13 protein-coding genes are annotated in these 18,095 nt (G+C 63.2%); 7 read left to right on the top strand and 6 right to left on the bottom strand.

Annotated features, from left to right (window positions below):
- Positions 1-439 precede the first annotated feature (439 nt).
- On the bottom strand, positions 440-2,710 hold the full coding sequence (locus P9220_RS20560; protein ID WP_309767267.1) for a multicopper oxidase domain-containing protein: 2,271 nt from the start codon (positions 2,708-2,710) through the stop codon (positions 440-442).
- Between the two features lie 106 nt (positions 2,711-2,816).
- Here P9220_RS20560 and P9220_RS20555 point away from each other — a divergent pair, with 106 nt between their 5' ends.
- The 3 genes from P9220_RS20555 (at position 2,817) to P9220_RS20545 (ending at position 5,070) form a co-directional block, all read left to right on the top strand.
- Positions 2,817-3,017 carry a hypothetical protein gene (locus tag P9220_RS20555; RefSeq protein ID WP_309767265.1) on the top strand — a complete coding sequence of 67 codons (201 nt, stop codon included), beginning with the start codon at positions 2,817-2,819 and terminating at the stop codon, positions 3,015-3,017.
- A 501-nt stretch (positions 3,018-3,518) separates the two neighbouring features.
- Positions 3,519-4,628 (top strand): NADH:flavin oxidoreductase/NADH oxidase, encoded by a 1,110-nt coding sequence (locus tag P9220_RS20550; RefSeq protein WP_309767263.1) that lies wholly within the window; start codon positions 3,519-3,521, stop codon positions 4,626-4,628.
- A gap of 49 nt (positions 4,629-4,677) precedes the next feature.
- On the top strand, positions 4,678-5,070 hold the full coding sequence (locus P9220_RS20545) for a hypothetical protein (protein WP_404980299.1): 393 nt from the start codon (positions 4,678-4,680) through the stop codon (positions 5,068-5,070).
- Positions 5,071-5,095: 25 nt separating this feature from the next.
- On the opposite strand, the gene P9220_RS20540 is transcribed toward P9220_RS20545, so the two are convergent.
- Positions 5,096-7,120 carry a glycogen debranching N-terminal domain-containing protein gene (locus tag P9220_RS20540; RefSeq protein ID WP_309768204.1) on the bottom strand — a complete coding sequence of 675 codons (2,025 nt, stop codon included), beginning with the start codon at positions 7,118-7,120 and terminating at the stop codon, positions 5,096-5,098.
- 163 nt (positions 7,121-7,283) lie between these two features.
- Here P9220_RS20540 and P9220_RS20535 point away from each other — a divergent pair, with 163 nt between their 5' ends.
- Entirely contained in the window at positions 7,284-7,460 is a 177-nt protein-coding gene (locus P9220_RS20535) for a hypothetical protein (protein WP_309768262.1), read from the top strand.
- Positions 7,461-7,688: 228 nt separating this feature from the next.
- Here the strand turns inward: P9220_RS20535 and P9220_RS20530 are convergent, their stop codons facing one another.
- Positions 7,689-10,397 (bottom strand): ATP-dependent Clp protease ATP-binding subunit, encoded by a 2,709-nt coding sequence (locus P9220_RS20530; protein ID WP_309767261.1) that lies wholly within the window; start codon positions 10,395-10,397, stop codon positions 7,689-7,691.
- A gap of 130 nt (positions 10,398-10,527) precedes the next feature.
- Complete coding sequence (locus tag P9220_RS20525; RefSeq protein WP_309767259.1) at positions 10,528-11,697, bottom strand: zinc-dependent alcohol dehydrogenase; 1,170 nt, start codon at positions 11,695-11,697, stop codon at positions 10,528-10,530.
- 379 nt (positions 11,698-12,076) lie between these two features.
- On the opposite strand from P9220_RS20525, the gene P9220_RS20520 reads away from it, so the two are divergent.
- Entirely contained in the window at positions 12,077-12,952 is an 876-nt protein-coding gene (locus P9220_RS20520; RefSeq protein ID WP_309767256.1) for a manganese catalase family protein, read from the top strand.
- Between the two features lie 179 nt (positions 12,953-13,131).
- Positions 13,132-15,522 (top strand): ATP-binding protein, encoded by a 2,391-nt coding sequence (locus P9220_RS20515; protein WP_309767253.1) that lies wholly within the window; start codon positions 13,132-13,134, stop codon positions 15,520-15,522.
- A gap of 78 nt (positions 15,523-15,600) precedes the next feature.
- Here P9220_RS20515 and P9220_RS20510 read toward each other — a convergent pair whose 3' ends face one another.
- Positions 15,601-16,752, bottom strand: a complete 1,152-nt coding sequence (locus P9220_RS20510) for a porin (RefSeq protein ID WP_309767251.1) — start codon at positions 16,750-16,752, stop codon at positions 15,601-15,603.
- Positions 16,753-17,215: 463 nt separating this feature from the next.
- Here P9220_RS20510 and P9220_RS20505 point away from each other — a divergent pair, with 463 nt between their 5' ends.
- On the top strand, positions 17,216-17,419 hold the full coding sequence (locus tag P9220_RS20505; protein ID WP_309767250.1) for a CsbD family protein: 204 nt from the start codon (positions 17,216-17,218) through the stop codon (positions 17,417-17,419).
- A 21-nt stretch (positions 17,420-17,440) separates the two neighbouring features.
- Here P9220_RS20505 and P9220_RS20500 read toward each other — a convergent pair.
- Positions 17,441-18,095, bottom strand: a 655-nt coding sequence (locus P9220_RS20500) for a RecQ family zinc-binding domain-containing protein (RefSeq protein ID WP_309767248.1), incomplete at its 5' end; no start/stop codon positions are given.

Here is an 18,095-nt window from a genome sequence, read left to right as displayed (position 1 = left end):
GAATGCCGCCGCTGCATGGCCGCACCGGCCGATCAGGCGGAATCGACAGAGGAATGGTTCGACTCGAAGCGATCTTTTTGCGCGACCGCCGCCGACCGGTCGTGCGCGAAATATGCCGTTCGTCGCAGTGCAGCCGGCGTGCCGGCGTGCCGACGGGCCGCTTAAGCGCTCTGCGAGCAAGCACACATTCAAGGTGATTGCTACGTAAAGCCGCGTGAAGCGGTTCGCAGGCGGCATCGCGAAGGCGGTGGCCGAATCGTGCTAGACGTCGAAGGAATCTTTCGAATGGAAGTTGTGCTCGCCGCAGTTCTGCTCATCGGCATGACCGTGTGCATCGATGTCGCCGCAGACGAAGCATCTGACGTTGAACGAAGCAAGCGGCTCATAAAAAACGCGCCCGCTGCCTGGTTCGCAACGGGTGCGTATCAGGCGTCGTTCATCACCGCTTCGCGTAGTCCTTCGACGAGCACAGCGAAGCGGACAACGCAAGCTGCGTCTCATCGCGGCCGGCGAGCTTCGCAAGCCAGCGGCTCGCATCCTTCGTCATCGCGGTGATCGGCGCGGTCACGCCACGCAGATAAGCCGTCGTCGGCGACACGATGCTCACGTTCTCCATCATCCCGCGATCCTCGTGATCGAGGATATGACAGTGCATCACGAACTCGCCGGTGAAATCCTGATAGATGGTACGCATTTCGAGCGTATAGCCGGCTTTCAGGAAGAGCGTGTCGCGTATGACGCCCTGCAGGTTGCAGTACTCCGTATCGGCGCCCTCGTCCGCGATGCATCCGCCATTGCCGTTGAAGATGGATTTACCCGCGCCGTTCCTGATGTCCATGATCTTGAACGGATTCGTATGGATGTGGAACACGTGCGTAGCAAGCGCTGAAGCCGATACATTCCACTGGTCGATGTTGCCGAGCACGCCCGTATAGCCGATCTCGTCCGGCTTGTACGCTTTGCCGCTGATCAGAAAAAGCGCCGGTGCGGGGAAGGTCTGCGGCACGATCTGGAACTGCTTCTCGACCACGTTCGCCACTTTGCCATCGACGGGAATCGTCGGTGCGAACGCGCGCAGCGTGAGCGACTGGAGATCCGACTTCGCCGGCTGCGCGAGCGCCGGATTGGCGGCGACGAGCTGATCGCGAATGTACTGCCAGTACTTCGAATGATTGCCGACGGTCGTGTCCGGAATGTTGACGCCGGGGCCCACGCGAGCCAGCGACAGCAGCCGGCGATCCTTCACCTTCGTCGCGTTCGTGCGGAAGTTGATGGTCGCGGAAGCATCGGCGGCTTCATCGAGGATGCAGTACAGCCCGGGCCGGGGAAAAGCCACGAGTACGTCGCTGCGGTAGCCGGGGTTCATCGAGTTGACGTCTTTCTCGACCATCGCGGACATCGTGATGCCGTCCTCCGCGAACTCCAGTTGCTTGACCACTTCGCCGCTGCACAGTGAATCGAGCGTCAGGGTCTGCGACGACTTCGTACGATTCCTCGCAAGCGCGGATGCCGCCGCGCTCGTCGCCGTGTTGACCTGCGCCGCCGACAGCGATGGCGAATCCGCGAGTCCGAGCGCCGAAAGATTCGCGCGCACGATCTTCACGTTGATGGTGTCGCGATTGCCGCCGTGCACCATGCGCAGGCGGCGGACATCGCCTGCGGGCACATAGCCGATCGCGCTAGGAAATACGGGCTGCACGACGCCATTGATCTGCGTATAGCGGCCCGAGATGATCCACGTTGAATTGAGCTGGCCCGTGTGACCCGGCCGCGGATCGGGGATGAACCCGAGCTGGTTGTTATAGCCGCGAATCTCACCGACGCTGCCTTGCGGGCAGACCCATTCGGCAGTCGTCGGATCGGCGAGAGGGACATCGGAAGTCGCGTTGCTGAAGCAGCCGTATTCGATCTGCTGGAACAGCATCACATGTTCGCGCAGGGGCAGCGAGAGCAGGAACAGCCGGCGACGCAGGATCGTATCGATATCCGCGCCGCCGTTGGTCATCCCTGGTTTCGCTTGCCGCGAGCCGCGCACGATCAGCACGCCGGCCATGCCGCTCGCGACATCGATTGCCGTCGATCCATGCAGATGCGCGTGATACCAGAACGTGCCGGACGGATGATCGGCGGGCAGCCTGAAGCTGTAGTCCTGCGACTTGCCCGGCAGCACGGTGAGCAACACGTTATCGGCGTTGCCGGATGGCGATACGTGAAAGCCATGCGTGTGCAAGTTCGTGTTGTTGTAGCAATGCGGCGTCGAATGATCGGGATTGTCGGGGCAGTTCGACGGCGGATCGTTTGCGCCGAGCGTGTTCCTCAGCGAGACCTTGAGCGTTGCGCCTGGCTTGATGCTGATCGTCGGGCCGGACGGGCAGCCGTTGTACGAACGCATCGAGACCGTGTCGAACGAATCGGTCGATGGGTTATAGATCCGGTAACTGGCCTTCTGCACCTTCAGCGTGACCGATCCCGAATTGCCTGACGGATTCAATCCCTGCAGACATTGCAGGCGCTGAAGAACCGACGACAGACTGCCTGGCGTGGAGACGGCGGAATTATCGGTGGATGCCTCGGACTCGTCGCTCAGATCGCTGAACGAACGCGCCGTCAGCGACGTGGTGCTTTGTGCAACGCCCGGCGTCGGGACTAACACTAAGGTGAACAGCATGGCCAGCCCCATCCTGACGACCATGTGGACGCGCGTTTTCATGTCCTCTCCTTGCACTGTCGTTGGTGTTAGTTCATCGCAAGAGGACATTAGGAGATCAGAAACCGTCACGTATCCCTAATCGATCCGGCTGTGTGCGGTGTCGCACATGATGGTTTCGGGCGCTTTTCAAGAGCCTTGCAACGCGCAAAATCTTCCGGTTCGGGCCTGGCTGATGGCGGGCACGCGCGCCGTTCTCGTTCGCAGTCCGGTGAAAGCCCTGCATCTGGTTTCGATGCCGCGCCGGTTCAACGCGAGCGACGTTTTCGCCCGCGAAGCATCCAAGAATTCACGCTTGATCGGCGAGTGAATCCATTGTCGGATGCCATCGCCTGCGCCATTTCCGTCGGCCGTCGTTTCCGGATGAATCGCACGTCATCCTGATTAAATTGAAACGTGGGGAAAGTCTCGAGGCCCACAACATCTTGGTCGCGGCGGGCGGCTGCATGCCCCGTAGCGTCTTCGCGCAAGACAGCGTTACCTTGAATCGCAGAAACACGGTACGAGTGACGGGCGGCTATGCCAATTGATAACGGCAAATCCGCCTGCAACTTATTTTCTCCCGCGTGAGAGCAGCGTCGAGTTCGGCGGCGAATAACATACAGGCGCTCGACACAGCGTGCTCGATCGATCGTGCGTCGCTCCGCGTGGCGTTGCAGCACGCATTCGATATGGTTCGCCGGCAGGCTCAGCGCCGCTCCGGTTGCCATGCCGCCCGGCCTTCTAGCGCAATGCGCCGGAATAGCAATTGCTGCCTTCCGCCCGACAGCATCGCCCTGCCGGCGGCGCTGAAAACGAACCGGAGAATCGCATGGCACAACCACCCGCACTCTTCACACCGGCGCGCGTTCGCGGCCTGGAACTCGCGAACCGCATCGTCATTGCGCCGATGTGCCAATACTCGGCCGAAGACGGCTGCATGAACGAATGGCATCTGATCCATCTCGGCCAGCTCGCGCTGTCGGGCGCAGCGCTGCTTACGATCGAAGCGACGGCCGTGCTGCCCGAAGGACGCATAACCTGGGCCGACGTCGGCTTGTGGAACGATGAAACCGAAGCCGCCATCGATCGCACGCTCAAGGGCATTCGCCGCTGGTCGGACATGCCGATCGCGATTCAACTGAGCCACGCTGGACGCAAGGCATCGACGGAAGTGCCGTGGGAAGGCGGCGCGCAGATTTCGCCCGACGATCCGCACGGCTGGCAGACCGAAGCGCCATCATCGACGCCGTTCGAAGCCAGCGACACGCCGCCGGTCGAGCTCGACCGCGCAGGGCTGGAACGCATCCGCGATGCGTTCGCCGCATCCACGGAGCGCGCCGCGCGGCTCGGCATCGACCTGATTCAGATTCACGCGGCGCATGGCTATCTGCTGCATCAGTTTCTCTCGCCGCTGTCGAATCGGCGCGAAGACGAATACGGCGGCTCGCTCGAGAACCGCATGCGCTTCCCGCTCGAAATCTTCGACGCGGTGCGCGGCGCGTTCCCGGACGATCGCCCGGTGACGATTCGCGTGTCCGGCACGGACTGGGTCGATGGCGGATGGGATATCGAGCAGACGATTGCCTTCGCGCGGGCGCTCGAATCGCGCGGCTGCGATGCGATCCACGTGTCGAGCGGCGGGCTCGATCCCGCGCAGCAGATTCCGGTCGGCCCCAGCTATCAGGTGCCGCTCGCGCGCGCGGTGAAGGCGGCCGTGAAGATGCCGGTCGTCGCGGTCGGGCTGATAACGGGGATCGAGCAGGCGGAAGGCATCATCGGGACCGGCGACGCCGACATGATCGCGCTCGCCCGCACCGCGCTCTATGACCCGCGCTGGCCCTGGCACGCGGCGGCGGAACTCGGCGCGCATGTGCGGGCGCCCAAGCAGTATCTGCGCTCGCAGCCGCACAAGTACCGCGATTTGTTCGACGAGGATTGACGCACGGCACGCACGAATGCACCGGCGTGCTATCTTCAAAGCGTCGCGCGTGGATGTTGAAGCTGCCGCCATCATGAGTCATGTCCGCTATCCGCTCGGCCCGGACGATCGGGTGCATCTCCTGTGCTGGCTCACGTGCGGCTTTCTCGGCGCGTACTACCTCGAAGGCGCGTGGCCAGATCCGTCGTTTCAGGTGCGCGCGGCGCATCGCTGGCTCGAGCGGCACCAGCGCGCCGCCGACTGGATGGAGACCGCGAAACTCTCGGTCAAGGCGCAGGCGCTCGCGTCGCGCTTTCGTCCGGTTCTCGATACCGACGCCGGCCGACGCGCCATCGAACAGATGATCGATGCCGACGAACTCGATTACCAGAGCGTGATGGTGCAGCGCATCTTCAGCGCGTGTGTCATCGAGTTGACGGAGCGGGGACGGCCTTCGCGCTAGATCGTTAGGGTTCCGTATAGCTTCTTCAACTGCCGTTGATGGTGACGGTCGCGCCTTCGCTGCGCAACACATCGACAGCATATTTTCCGGACTTCTTTCGCGCGACCCTGACGCTGAACGACCCGGACCCGGCCTGCACGTTCTCGATGGTGATCGCGCCCCAGCCGTGCGGCAAGCCCAAAGGACTGATGGTCACATGAGCAGTTCGTCCATCCACGACGAGACCAAGCGCCGACTGGACGAGCGAAAACGGAACGCCGACCGTCCAGGCCTGAATCAGGTTCGCCGACTTGTATTCGACCGGGGGAATATCGCCGATGCGTTCGTAGCCGCAATACAGTTCGGGAAGGCGGTAATTGAAGGCGCGCGCGGCGGCAAGCGTTGCCGAAAGAATGCGCTCTACCGCTTCCGCCGACTTCGCGTTCGCTCCGCTCCACGCCGCGATAGCCATTTCATGCGGCCAGCAAGGTCCGCGGTGGTACAGGTCCGGCTTATAGCGCGCCTCGCCCTCCGCCAGCGTGCGAATGCCCCATCCCGAGAACAGCGGCGCGCTGAGCGCTTCCGCCATGATCGATCTCGCCCGGTCTGCGGATACGAGACCGCACCACGGCAAGTGAACCATGTTCGAAGCGCGTACCCGGCACGGCTTCTTGTCGCCGTCGAGTGCGAGCGCGTAGTAGCCTTTGTCTTCCTGCCAGAAGGCATTGTCGAAACGCGTCAGAATGACTCGCGCTGCGGCGTCGCAGAACCTGGCGCGCTCGGGCAAGCCCAGTTCCGTCGCCATCTCGCGGCCGGCCTGCCATGCCGCATAGGCGTATCCCTGTACTTCGCATAGCGCGATGGGTCCGCAAGGGAACGTACCGTCTTCATGCATGATGGCATCCCACGAATCCTTCCAGCCCTGATTCGCGAGACCCTTCCCGGGATCGGCCGCGTATTCGATGAAGCCGTCGCCGTCCTGATCGCCATAGTCGCTCATCCACTGCAAGGCGAGATCGACATGAGGCCAGAGACTGCGTAGCAGCGCGTGATCGCCGGAACGCACCCAGTAAGCGTGAACGCATATGACGAAGAGTATCGTCGTGTCGACGCTGCCGTAATAGCAATAAAACGGATTGAGTCTTGCCCTCGATGTCTCGCCGAGGCGCCTTTCATGCATGGTCTTGCCGGGCCACGCCTGCCGGAATGGGTCTGTCTGCGTGGCCTGGTACTTCGCATGATGAAGCAGCACGCCTTTCATGATTTGCGGGCTGAACAGCAGCGTCTGCAATCCGGTGATGAGGCCGTCGCGTCCGAACGGCACCGCGAACCACGGCAGCCCGGCGACAGGGTAAGGGCCGGTTTGCTGGGGCACGGTCATGATCGACAGATCGGCTGCGGCTCGCGTGAGCCATCGATTCACGTCCGCATCGGTGGAGCGAACGTGACAGCTTCCTTCGAACGGCGCCTGCCTGCCTCGTTTGAGTGTTTCCCATGCCTGCGTCCACGAGCCTGCTTTCGGCGTCGTTACGCCCGCGCCCGCCTGGAAGACGAGCGTCCACGGCTCCCCTGCTTGAACGCTTCGCATGAAGCTCATGCTTCCTGCGCGAGAATGAGCCGCCGGTTCCGAGGCCTCGATTGCGCTGCATAGCCGACGCCCGTCCAGCGTGTCGTACTCGATGCTTTGCCCGGAGATTCCGGTCTTCGCGGGATGAAGCGTGCCGCGCGGACCTCGCGGGGGGAACCGCACGTAGAAGGTATCGAAGAAGTCGGCTGCGAAATCGACATCCAGGGATACGTCGCAAATTTCAGTTCCGGTGTTCGTGGTGTCGAGCTTGATCCACAGACTCGATTCCGCGAACGTATAAGTCACCGTCAATTCGACATGATCGAGCGTCGCTGAGCGATAGCGGAAGGAGAATTGCGACAGCGTCGAATCCTTACTGGAGCTTTCCAGCTTGCATGCCGCGCCGTTGAGCCGGAACCGGAACAGTGAAACGATCCTCATGTCGTCGACATAAAATCCGGTCTCGCCGTTCCTCGAACTATCGATATCGCCATCGTTGGAAATGACGACCAGCGCCGTTGCGCCCGCGCGACTGATAAACGAAGTCGAGACAGCGCGCTGAGGGTCCGGCTGGTCATCGCCCGCATTGCTTAGTTTTCCGAATACATCCCATTGAGCAAGCGAGGCTTCGGGAGCGGACTCGGAAGCCTTGCGCGGGATATCGGGAATGTCGTCGGAATCGGAAATGCGCAGTCGGGCGACCCTGGCGGACGGCGAACCTGCAACGGCCTTCGAGATGGCCCAGCGCGATGGCGACGACCAGCGACGGGGGTCACGGGAACGCCAGCGCGTGCGCAAAACGGGTATTGGTAATTTCGGCATTCAACACGCCCCCGATGACTGATTGAAATGATCGAGGGAGGAGCCCTGCGATGCATGCCTATCGCGCCTTTCGTTCAGGCCATGAAGAAACATCAATCTGACCGCGTGATTCGAGCGATGCGTTGCCAACGGGCCTTCGCGGCAACGCAGCTTTGCAGAGTGTAGAACAGCCTCGCCGCGAACAGCAAGGCGATTACCGGTAGTCAGGCCGGTTAATCGTCACCGGCCCTCACCGATAAAACGATACGCCTCAGGGCGTAGGCGGCGTGCCAAGATCCCCCGCGCTGGACCGCTGCGCATCGAACACGATTCGCCGCGTATCGGCGTCATATCGGCAAAGCACGCGTGCGCCATCGACGATATCGCCCTTCAGCAATTCTTTCGCCAGTTCGTTCTCGATGAGTTGCCGAATCTGCCGGCGCAACTCGCGCGCGCCGAATTCCGGCCGATACCCCGCCTCGGCCAGATGACCGATCACCGATTCATCGAACTCCAGTGCAATGTCCTGGCTATGCGCCATGCGCTTCACCTGCTCGAGTTGCAGCCGAACGATATGGCCGATCTCATCGCGCCCGAGCGACTTGAACAGGATGATGTCGTCGATACGGTTCAGGAACTCCGGCCGGAAATGCTGGCGCAGCACGCTCATCACGCCGCTTTGCAGCGATGCGTCCGCGTCGGTGTCCGTGCTCGTGAAGCCGAGCGTCGCGCGCCGCTGCCCCGCGATCACATCGGACCCGAGATTGCTCGTCGCGATGATGAGCGTATTGCTGAAATCGACCACACGTCCCTTGCCGTCGGTGAGGCGGCCGTCGTCGAATACTTGCAGCAGCACGTTATAAACGTCGGGGTGCGCCTTCTCGATCTCGTCGAGCAGAATCACGCTGTAAGGGCGGCGGCGCACGCGCTCGGTCAGCTGCCCGCCTTCCTCGTAGCCGACGTATCCCGGCGGCGAACCGATGAGCCGCGCGACCGCGTGACGCTCCATGTACTCGCTCATGTCGACGCGAAGCATGGCGTCTTCATCGCCGAAGACGACGCCTGCGAGCGCCTTCGCGAGCTCGGTCTTGCCGACGCCCGTCGGTCCGAGAAACAGGAAAACGGCAATCGGGCGGTTGCGTCCCTGCAGGCCGGTGCGCGCCCGGCGCACCGCGTCGCTGACGGCGCTCACCGCTTCTTCCTGGCCGATCACGCGTTCATGCAGACGCGCTTCCATGTTCAACAGGCGCTCGCGCTCCTGTTCGGTGAGCTGCGTCACGGGAATGCCCGTGAGCGTCGCGACGATCTCCGCGATCTGCGTCACCGTGACATCCGATGTGTTCGTGCCGATGCGCTTCTTCCAGTCATCGGTGCCTTCGCCGAGCTGCTTTTCCTTCGCGGCGATCTCGGCATCGAGCGCATGCGCGCGATCGAACTGCTTGCGCGATGCCGCATAGTCCTGCTCGCGTCGCAACTGCGCGAGTTCCGATTCCAGTTCGAGGATGGCCGCGGGCCGCGAGGTCGCCGAGAGATTGACGCGCGCCGCCGCCTGATCCACGAGATCGATCGCCTTGTCGGGCAGGAAGCGCCCGGTGATATAGCGGTCCGACAACTCCGCCGCGCCGACGATCGCATCGTCCTGAATCGTCACCTTGTGGTGCGCTTCGAGCCGGTCGCGCAAGCCGCGCAGAATGTTGATGGTTTGCGCGACGCTCGGCTCGGAAACCAGCACCGGCTGGAAGCGCCGCTCCAGCGCGGCGTCCTTCTCGATGTGCTTCTGATATTCGTTGAGCGTCGTCGCGCCGATCAGATTGAGCTCGCCGCGCGCCATCGCCGGCTTGAATACGTTGGCGATGTCGAGCCCGCCCTCGCCGCCGCCCTGCCCCGCGCCGACGATGGTATGCACTTCATCGACGAAGAGCAGCAGCGACTCGCGATTCGCGGTGATCTCATCGACGATCTGCTTCACGCGCTCTTCGAACTCGCCGCGATACTTCGCGCCCGCAACGAGCGCATTCACGTTCAGTTCGACGAGACGCTTGTCGCGCAGCGATTCGGGCACATCGCCGCTGATCATGCGCTGCGCGAGTCCTTCGACGACCGCGGTCTTGCCGACGCCCGGCTCGCCGATCAGCACCGGATTATTCTTGCGCCGGCGCGCGAGCACTTCGACCATCGTTTCGATTTCCGTCGCGCGGCCGATCACCGGATCGAGATGGCCTTCGCGAGCGAGCGCGGTCAGGTCGCGGGCGAACTTGTCGAGGTGCGGCGTGCGCGAAGGCGGTCCGTCGCCGCGCGGGGGCCCGCCCGCGCCGACCGTCTGCGCGGTTTCCCGGCGCAGCGTCTGCGGATCGACGCTCATCTTGCGCAGCAACTGGCCGGCGAAGCTGTCGGGCACTTCCGCAAGGCCGATCAGCAGATGCTCCGGCGCGACATAGCTATGCCGCAACTGCCGGGACGCGATGAACGCGCGATCGAGCGCGCTCTTGAGACGCGGCGACACGCGGATCGTGCCGTCGGCGGGCGGCGGGCCGCCGTCGCGGCGCTGCGCGGTCGTATCGATGACCCTGCGAAGCTCGGCCGGGTCGATACCCATGCCCTTCAGCATCGCATGGATGACTTCGTTATCCGCAAGTTCGTAAAGCAGGTGCTCCGTGTCCACTTCCGGCCGACCGAACTGCGCGGCGCGCTCGGCCGCGCGCATCAGCATTTCCTTCGCGCCGTCGCTCAGATAGCGTTCGAGGCCGACGCCTTCCGCGCCCGTCGAACGTTCCGTGGGCGTCTGCTGCGCGGGCGGGACGGGTTGCTCCGGCATGCCGCCCATGAACAACGCTTCGAACGGCGAGAGCGCGCGCTGATGCCGCGTGAGCTGCGCGTAGTGAAAATCGCATACATCGAGGACGTGCCGGCGGCCATCGCGCAGCACTGCGAGCCGCACGGTCGCGGGACGCGCGCCGCATACGTCGCACATGTTGGGCATGGTGAATCTTCCTGTTCGGTGGGATAGGAAGGCGTGCAACCGCCATACCCGGTCGATGCCCGGGCACGCGGCGCATGGGGACTGCGAAGGTCGTTCACCCGCGCGCCGGACGACGCGCGGCCCGGCTGGTTCAGGGCTTCAGAACAACCTTGATGCACCCGTCCTTCTTGTCGCGGAACGTCTCGTACATGCCCGCGCCTTCGGAAAGCGGCAGCGTATGCGTGATCACGAACGACGGGTCGATCTGTCCTTCCTGAATGCGGCGCAGCAGGTCATCGGTCCAGCGCTTCACATGCGTCTGCCCCATGCGCCACGTGAGCCCCTTGTTCATCGACGCGCCGAACGGGATCTTGTCGATCAGACCGCCATACACGCCAGGCACCGACAGCGTGCCCGCCGGCCTGCATACATAGATCATCTCGCGCAGCACGTGCGGACGGTCCGTTTCCAGCATCACCGCCTGCTTCGCGCGGTCGTATATCGCGTCGATGGAGCGCGTCGCGTGCGATTCCATGCCGACCGCATCGATGCACTTCTCCGGGCCCTTGCCCTGCGTGAGATCGCGCAGGCGTTCCAGCACGCTCTCTTCCTTGAAGTTGATGACGATCGCGCCGCCCGCCCGCGCCATCTCGAGGCGCTCGGGCACCCAGTCGATCGCGATCACCTGCTTCGCGCCGAGCAGCACGGCGCTGCGGATCGCCATCTGGCCGACCGGGCCCGCGCCCCAGATCGCCACCGTGTCGGTCGGTTCGATGTCGCATTGCACCGCCGCTTGCCAGCCGGTCGGAAAGATGTCGCCGAGAAACAGCACCTGTTCGTCGGTGAGGCCATCGGGGATCTTGACGTGCGTCTTGTCCGCGAACGGAACGCGCACATATTCGGCCTGCCCGCCGGGATAGCCGCCCGTCAGATGCGTGTAACCGAACAAGCCCGCCGTGGTATGACCGAACAGTTTGTCGGCGACATCCTTGTTGCGATTGCTGCGCTCGCATACAGAGAAGTTGCCGCGACGACACTGCTCGCATTCGCCGCATGTAATGGTGAAGGGCACGACGATGCGGTCGCCCTTCTTCAATGCGCTGTTCTCGCTGCCGACTTCGACCACTTCGCCCATGAACTCGTGGCCCATGATGTCGCCGGATTCCATGCCGGGCATGAAGCCGTCGAAGAGGTGCAGATCGGAGCCGCAGATCGCGCACGTCGTCACCTTGATGATCGCGTCGCGCGGATGTTCGATCACCGGGTCCGGAACGGTCTCGTATCGAATGTCCTTCTTGCCTTGCCAAATCAGCGCTTTCATTGCTTGCCTCCTGCGGGAGTGAGTGGTCGTGTCGCGCGTGGGTCCGGTCCGCCGACAGTTTCAGGCTGCGACCGTACCCCGCTTTCAAGCAACGCTCGTTCCGCGCGGCAACGACACACGCCTTGCAAAGATGAAAGACAGCGGGAACGCCCGATGAAATGCAGAGGAACGCCGCGTGCGCCGCAGCAATGCGCCGTCGTGCGCCGCGATCCGCGTCGCATGTGACGGCTATCGATCCGATTGGCAAATTGAAACGCCGTGGGAATACGTACTGCTGCCGAGTGATTGCGCTCGCCGGAACGATGCACGCGACACGGCGGCGCTCCCGCATCGCCTCGTTCGATCCCTCGCACTCACAGTCCTAGTCAAGGAGGCTGCCATGTTTGTTCACAACAAACGCCTGCAATACACGGTGCGCGTTTCCGCGCCGAATCCCGGTCTCGCGAATCTCATGCTCGAGCAGTTCGGCGGCCCGCAAGGCGAGCTTGCCGCCGCCATGCGCTACTTCACGCAAGCAGTGACCGAAGACGATCCGGGCCGCAAGGACATGCTGTTCGATATCGCGACGGAAGAGATGAGTCACCTCGAAGTCATCGGCAATATCGTGGCGATGCTCAACAAGGGCGCGAAGGGCGCGCTCGCCGAAGCTGTCGAAGGAGAAGCGGAGCTGTATCGCACGATCACGAACAACGGCAACGATTCGCATACGACGTCGGTGCTGTATGGCGCGGGCTCGCCGCTGACGAATTCGGCGGGCGTGCCGTGGACGGCGGCCTATATCGATACCATCGGTGAACCCACCGCCGACCTGCGCTCGAACATCGCCGCAGAGGCGCGCGCGAAAATCGTGTACGAGCGGCTCATCAACGTGACGGACGATCCCGGCATCCGGGATGCGCTCGGCTTTCTGATGACGCGGGAAATCGCGCATCAGAAGTCGTTCGAAAAGGCGCTGCACTCCATTCAGCCGAACTTCCCGCAAGGCAAGCTGCCGGGCAAGCCGGAATTCACGAGCGTGTACTTCAACATGTCACAGGGCAACGATATGCGCGGCCCGTGGAACGAAGGCGGCGACTGGCAGTATGTCGAAGAGCCGCAACCGGCCGTCGATGGCGGCGACGGCACGGCGAGCGTCACGGTCAGCACGGCCGAGGAGCAGGCGCTCACCAGCTTCGCGACGCGCACCGAGTCCAACCCCGCCGCCGATCCGGCGACCGGCGCGGACCTCGGGTCGGGGCAAGGCAAGATCGTATGACCACGGCCGGAAGAACGGCCCGTCGCAAGGCGGGCCCCTGACGAATCATAGACGCGCATCATCGTCGGGCGCATTCTGCCGCTCGCAAGAGATTTCGCGCGCGCTTCGCGGAGAAATCGTGCACACTGCGACGTTTCGCGCGCATCGAGTCCCGGTCGCGCCGCCTCTTCCCGACGATGATGGACAAAACCACCAGCGCACCCATCGCCGCTTCCGGCGCACTCGACGTGTCCGCGTCCGCCGAATGCGCCCGCGAGCCTATCCATATTCCGGGCGGCATCCAGCCGCACGGCGTACTCATCAGCGTGGACGCGCAGGGCGTCATTCTTCAGATCAGCGGCAACATCGAACTGGTTGCGCGCGTCACGCCGCAGGCATGTCTCGGACAGCCGTTATCGAACCTGCTCGGCGAACAGGCAAGCGAACGCGCAAGAACGCGGCTCGGCCAACTGACGCGCGACGGCGCCGCGATTCACGTCGGCAACGTGCGTATCGACGGATGGGCGCACAGCGGTCCCCTCGCGGTCGTCGTGCATCGGCACGAAGGGCTGTTGTTCGTGGAGGTCGAGCCTGCGCAGGACACCGCCGACCCGTTCTCGACGATGTATCCGCTCGTGCGCTCATTCGTCACCGAAGTGCAATCGATGCGAACGGTCGAGCAGATCTGCCAGTTCGCCGCGACGGAGATACAGCGCATCACCGGTTTCGGGCGCACGCTCGTCTATCGATTCGATGAGGAAGGCCACGGTCACGTGCTCGCCGAGGCTATCGAGCCGGGCTATCCGTCTTATCTGAACCAGTACTTCCCCGCGTCCGACATTCCGGCTCAGGCGCGCGAGCTGTATCGGCGCAACCCGATCCGCCTGATCTCCAACGCCAATTACGAAGCCGCGCCGCTCGTGCCGCCGCTGCATCCGCATACCGGGCGCCCGACCGATCTCACCTATGCGTCGTTGCGCAGCGTGTCGCCGGTGCATCTGCAGTACATGCGCAACATGGGCACGCTGGCTTCCATGTCGATGTCCATTCTCGTCGACGACAAGCTGTGGGGTCTCATCTCCTGTCATCACGCGACGCCGCGCCTGCCGCCGTTCGAAGTCCGCACCGCATGCGAGCACGTCGCGCAGATCGTCTCGCTGCAGATCGAAGCACGCGAGACGCAGGCCGAATCGCAGTACCGTCTGGAACTGCGGCGCATGCTGTCGAAGCTGCTTTCGTCGATGGCCAATACGGACAGTTTCGTCGATGCGCTCGTCAACGATGCACCCGACCTGCTCGGCTTCACGCGCTCATCCGGCGCGGCGGTGATCTTCGAGGGGCGCACGTCCCTGATCGGCCTGACGCCGAACGAGCAAAGCGTGACCGCGCTCGTGGACTGGCTCGATCATCAGAGCGAAGACGTCGTGATGTCGGATCGCGCGTCGGAAGACTGTTCGGTGCTGAAGGATTCTGCGGATATCGCGGGTTTTCTCGCGGTATCCATTTCGAAGGTGTATCGCAACTACGTGGTGTGGTTTCGGCGCGAGGTCGTGCAGACGATCGAATGGGCCGGCGATCCGCGCGCGAAGCTCACGGCGCTGGCCACTTCGCTTTCGCCACGCGTGAGCTTCGACACATGGACCGACGTGGTGCGCAATCGCTCATTGCCGTGGCGCGCCGCCGAGCGCGAGATCGCGCTCGAGTTCCGGGCGGCGATGCTCGGCATCGTATTGCGGCGCGCCGAGGAAATCGCGCAACTCGCGACGGAGCTCGGCCGCGCGAACCACGAACTCGAAGGCTTCTCATACACGGTGTCGCATGACTTGCGCGCGCCGTTGCGGCATATCGTGAGTTTCGCGGACCTGCTGCGTCAGATCGATGGCGACAAGCTCTCCGATCGCGGACGCGGCTATCTGGATCGCGTGGTGACGTCCGCGCGTTTCGGCGGCCGTCTCGTCGACGATCTCCTGTCGTTCGCGCAGCTCGGCCGCGCCGCGCTGCGTCCGCACAAGGTCGATGTGCACGCGCTCGTGCATACGGTCATCCAGAACGATATCGACGAAGAGAGCTCGTCGCGCGTGCGCTGGTCGGTCGAGGCCCTGCCTTCCATCGAAGGCGATCAGGTGTTCCTGCACGTCGCGTTTGCGAACGTGATCGCGAATGCGGTGAAGTTCAGCGCGCCGCGCGAGCAGCCGGCCATTCGGATCGGCGCGCACGAAGGAACGGGCGAACTGGTCGGCCACGAAGTCTATTTCGTGCGCGATAACGGCGTCGGCTTCGACATGCGATACGTCGACAAGCTCTTCGGCGTTTTCCAGCGCCTGCACGTCAACGAGCAGTTTCAGGGGACGGGCATCGGGCTCGCGAACGTGCGGCGCATCATCGAGCGGCACGGCGGCAAGGTATGGGCCGAAGGCGTGCTCAACGAAGGGGCGACGTTCTTCATGGCGCTGCCGAAGCAGTTCCGCCCGGAAAGCGGCGTGCGGCGCGATACGGCTGCATCCGCGCTCGCGCGGCTCGCGGCGGGCACGGGTGGCGCCGGGCACGACATCGAACAGCTCGTGAAGCGCTCGCAGCAGGACAAGAAGTAAGGCGTCTTCCTGCTGCACGAAAGAAAACGGCCGCGATCGTGACGATCGCGGCCGTTCGCGCTTCTGGGAAAAGCGTGCTTAGAAGCGGTGACGCAGACCCACCGTTGCGGCGACCTGATTCTGCGTGGTCGACGGCGACAGCGTGTTGATCATCGCGACGTTCGCGCCGGCATCGCCCAGCTGACCCGATGCGTGCTGATAAACGCCTTCCACATAGACATCCGTGCGGCGCGACAACGAGTAGTCCGCTTGCAGCGACACGGTATGCCACTTCGGATCGCCCGAACCGTTCGAGCCGCTCAGCTTGCCGTCGGTGTACGTGTACGCTGCATCGAGGTTCAGCGCCGGCGTCAGTGCGTAGCGGCCGTTCACTTCGAAGTTGTTCAGGTGCAGGTTCGTGCCGGTCGGGATCAGCAGCGAATTGCCGCCTTGCGATGCCGCGATCAGGTTGTCGTAGTGCGTGTTGGTCCACACGAAGCCGACGGTCGCCGGGCCATACGTGTAGTTCAGGCCCGCGCCGAACGTGCGCTGCAGGTCGGCGGTGAGGTTCGTCTTGTTGCCCTGTCCTGCCGACACCGCGCCGCCCGCATTGCCGTTGCGCGAAGTGTTGGTCTGCAGGTAAGCCGTGGCGAAGTTGAACGGGCCGTTGGTATACGATGCGCCCGCGCTCCATGCGCGGTTGTTCGCGAACTGGCCGGCCTGGTTGCTGAAGCCATACAGGCCGCCGAACGTGAAGCCGGCATAGTTCGCGCTGCGATACTTGACCGAGTTCTTGACCGAGATGGAGTTGTCGAGGTTGTCGTTGTCGAGCGGGTGCGCGGCCAGGTTGTTGCCGTAGCCTGCGCCTGCGTCCGACAGCGGCGCGAGGAAGTCGACCATCGAGTCGTATTGACGGCCCAGCGTGACCGTACCGAACTGGTCGCTCTTCAGGCCGACGTACGCCTGACGGTTGAACATGCCGTCCTGATCGAAGCCACCGTTATTCAGGTTGAAGCCGCTCTCCAGTCTGAAGAGCGCGTGCAACCCGCCGCCCAGGTCTTCGCTGCCGCGCAGGCCGAAGTATGTATCGGAGACGGAGCCGCTGCCTTGTTGCCAGTTGCTGTGGCCCGCGGAATTGTTGGTGTACACGAGGCCCGCATCCAGCATGCCGTACAACGTGACGCTGCTTTGCGCTTGAGCCGATGCAGCGAAGGCGCCGAGCACGCCCGCGATGAGGAGAGTTTTTTTCATGGTTGCTATGTGTCCTGTGTAGAGCAAAAGCTTCTCGAGGCGATGTCGCGCTTGCCCCGGGAAACCGGACACACTTTATGTGACTGCTTCAATCGCGTCGCGCGTTTTGAGCGGTATTCGTCGGAAAGAATCCTTTGCTAAAACTGGAATAGCAGTAGTCCGAACACTTATATGTCTTTACGCTCAGTCGCTTACGTTCGTTAGCCATCTCGTTAGCGCCGTTTCGATGTTGCGCATGGGCGACGCTATTCACGCCGCATTTGCAGAGGTGCCTTACGCCTCGCGGCCTTAATCGTGCCCGACGCGCTTGCTAATCTATGCGCCGTCTGAAGTCTTGACGACGAGTTGCAGCCTGAGGACAGGGGACGGTCTCGCGAGAGGAGGCCGTCCCGTTCGCGCTTTGAGTCGGGCATAACGGTTGCATCCTTCACGTGCGAATCACTTCTTTCTCGAAGGAGCGCACATGGACAAGGACAAGACGGAAGGCATCAAGGAGCAGGTCAAGGGCTGGGTCGATACGGCCATCGGCACCGTAACCGGCGACGAGGAACGCAAGCTGAAGGGCGACGTCGAAATCACGAACGGCGCGAGCCGCAAAGACTACGCCGACCAGAAGGACAACATGGAAAAGGGCGTGGAAGACCCGGGCGAGCCGACCAACACTTAAGCCCGCCGCCCGCTCGACACATCACGCCGCGCGCTTCACATAGCGCGCGATGAAGGTGCGCGTCTCGTCGTCCGGGAAGCGCACCGCCACGCGATCCCCGCTCACCATCTCGACCGTGCCCTCGCCATAGCGGCGCACGCGAACGCGCTCGCCCTGATTGAAGACCTGCACGTTGCGCCTGGGTTTCGCCTCCTCGACGGAGCGTTCCTGAGACATCGCCTGCTCGCGCAACTCGCGCGGACTTTCGATCACTTCGGGCGGATGGAGGCAGTTATCGCATGAGCCGCACGTGCCGCCTTCGAGTTCGTCATCGGGCGCCCGATACTCGACTTCCGTCTTGTTCGCGGCCTCGGCCGCGTGCGTATCTTCGGCATCCGAAGCGAAATAGTCGAGCAGCATGCGCCATCGGCAACGCGCACTCTGCGCATAACCGATCATGCGTTCCAGCACCGCGCGATCGCGTTCGGCGCGCGATGCGTAGGCTTGCGCGGCATCGTCCAACTGGATGATGGCCTTTCCGTCGTCGATGAGCTTCATGCCGCCACGACGCGTGCGGCGCGTGACGCCCATGTCGTTGAGGAGCGTGGCCGCCACGCGCAGCTTGTTTGCGCCCACGTGCGGCAGCGCTTCACGCAAGCGTTCGAGCGGCTTGTCGAGCGTCTGGCTCGCGTCTTCG

Source organism: Caballeronia sp. LZ016 (assembly GCF_031450805.1).
Taxonomy (GTDB): domain Bacteria; phylum Pseudomonadota; class Gammaproteobacteria; order Burkholderiales; family Burkholderiaceae; genus Caballeronia.
The sequence above is the reverse complement of the archived record's forward strand: the minus strand, read 5'-3'. Positions and strand labels throughout refer to the sequence as shown.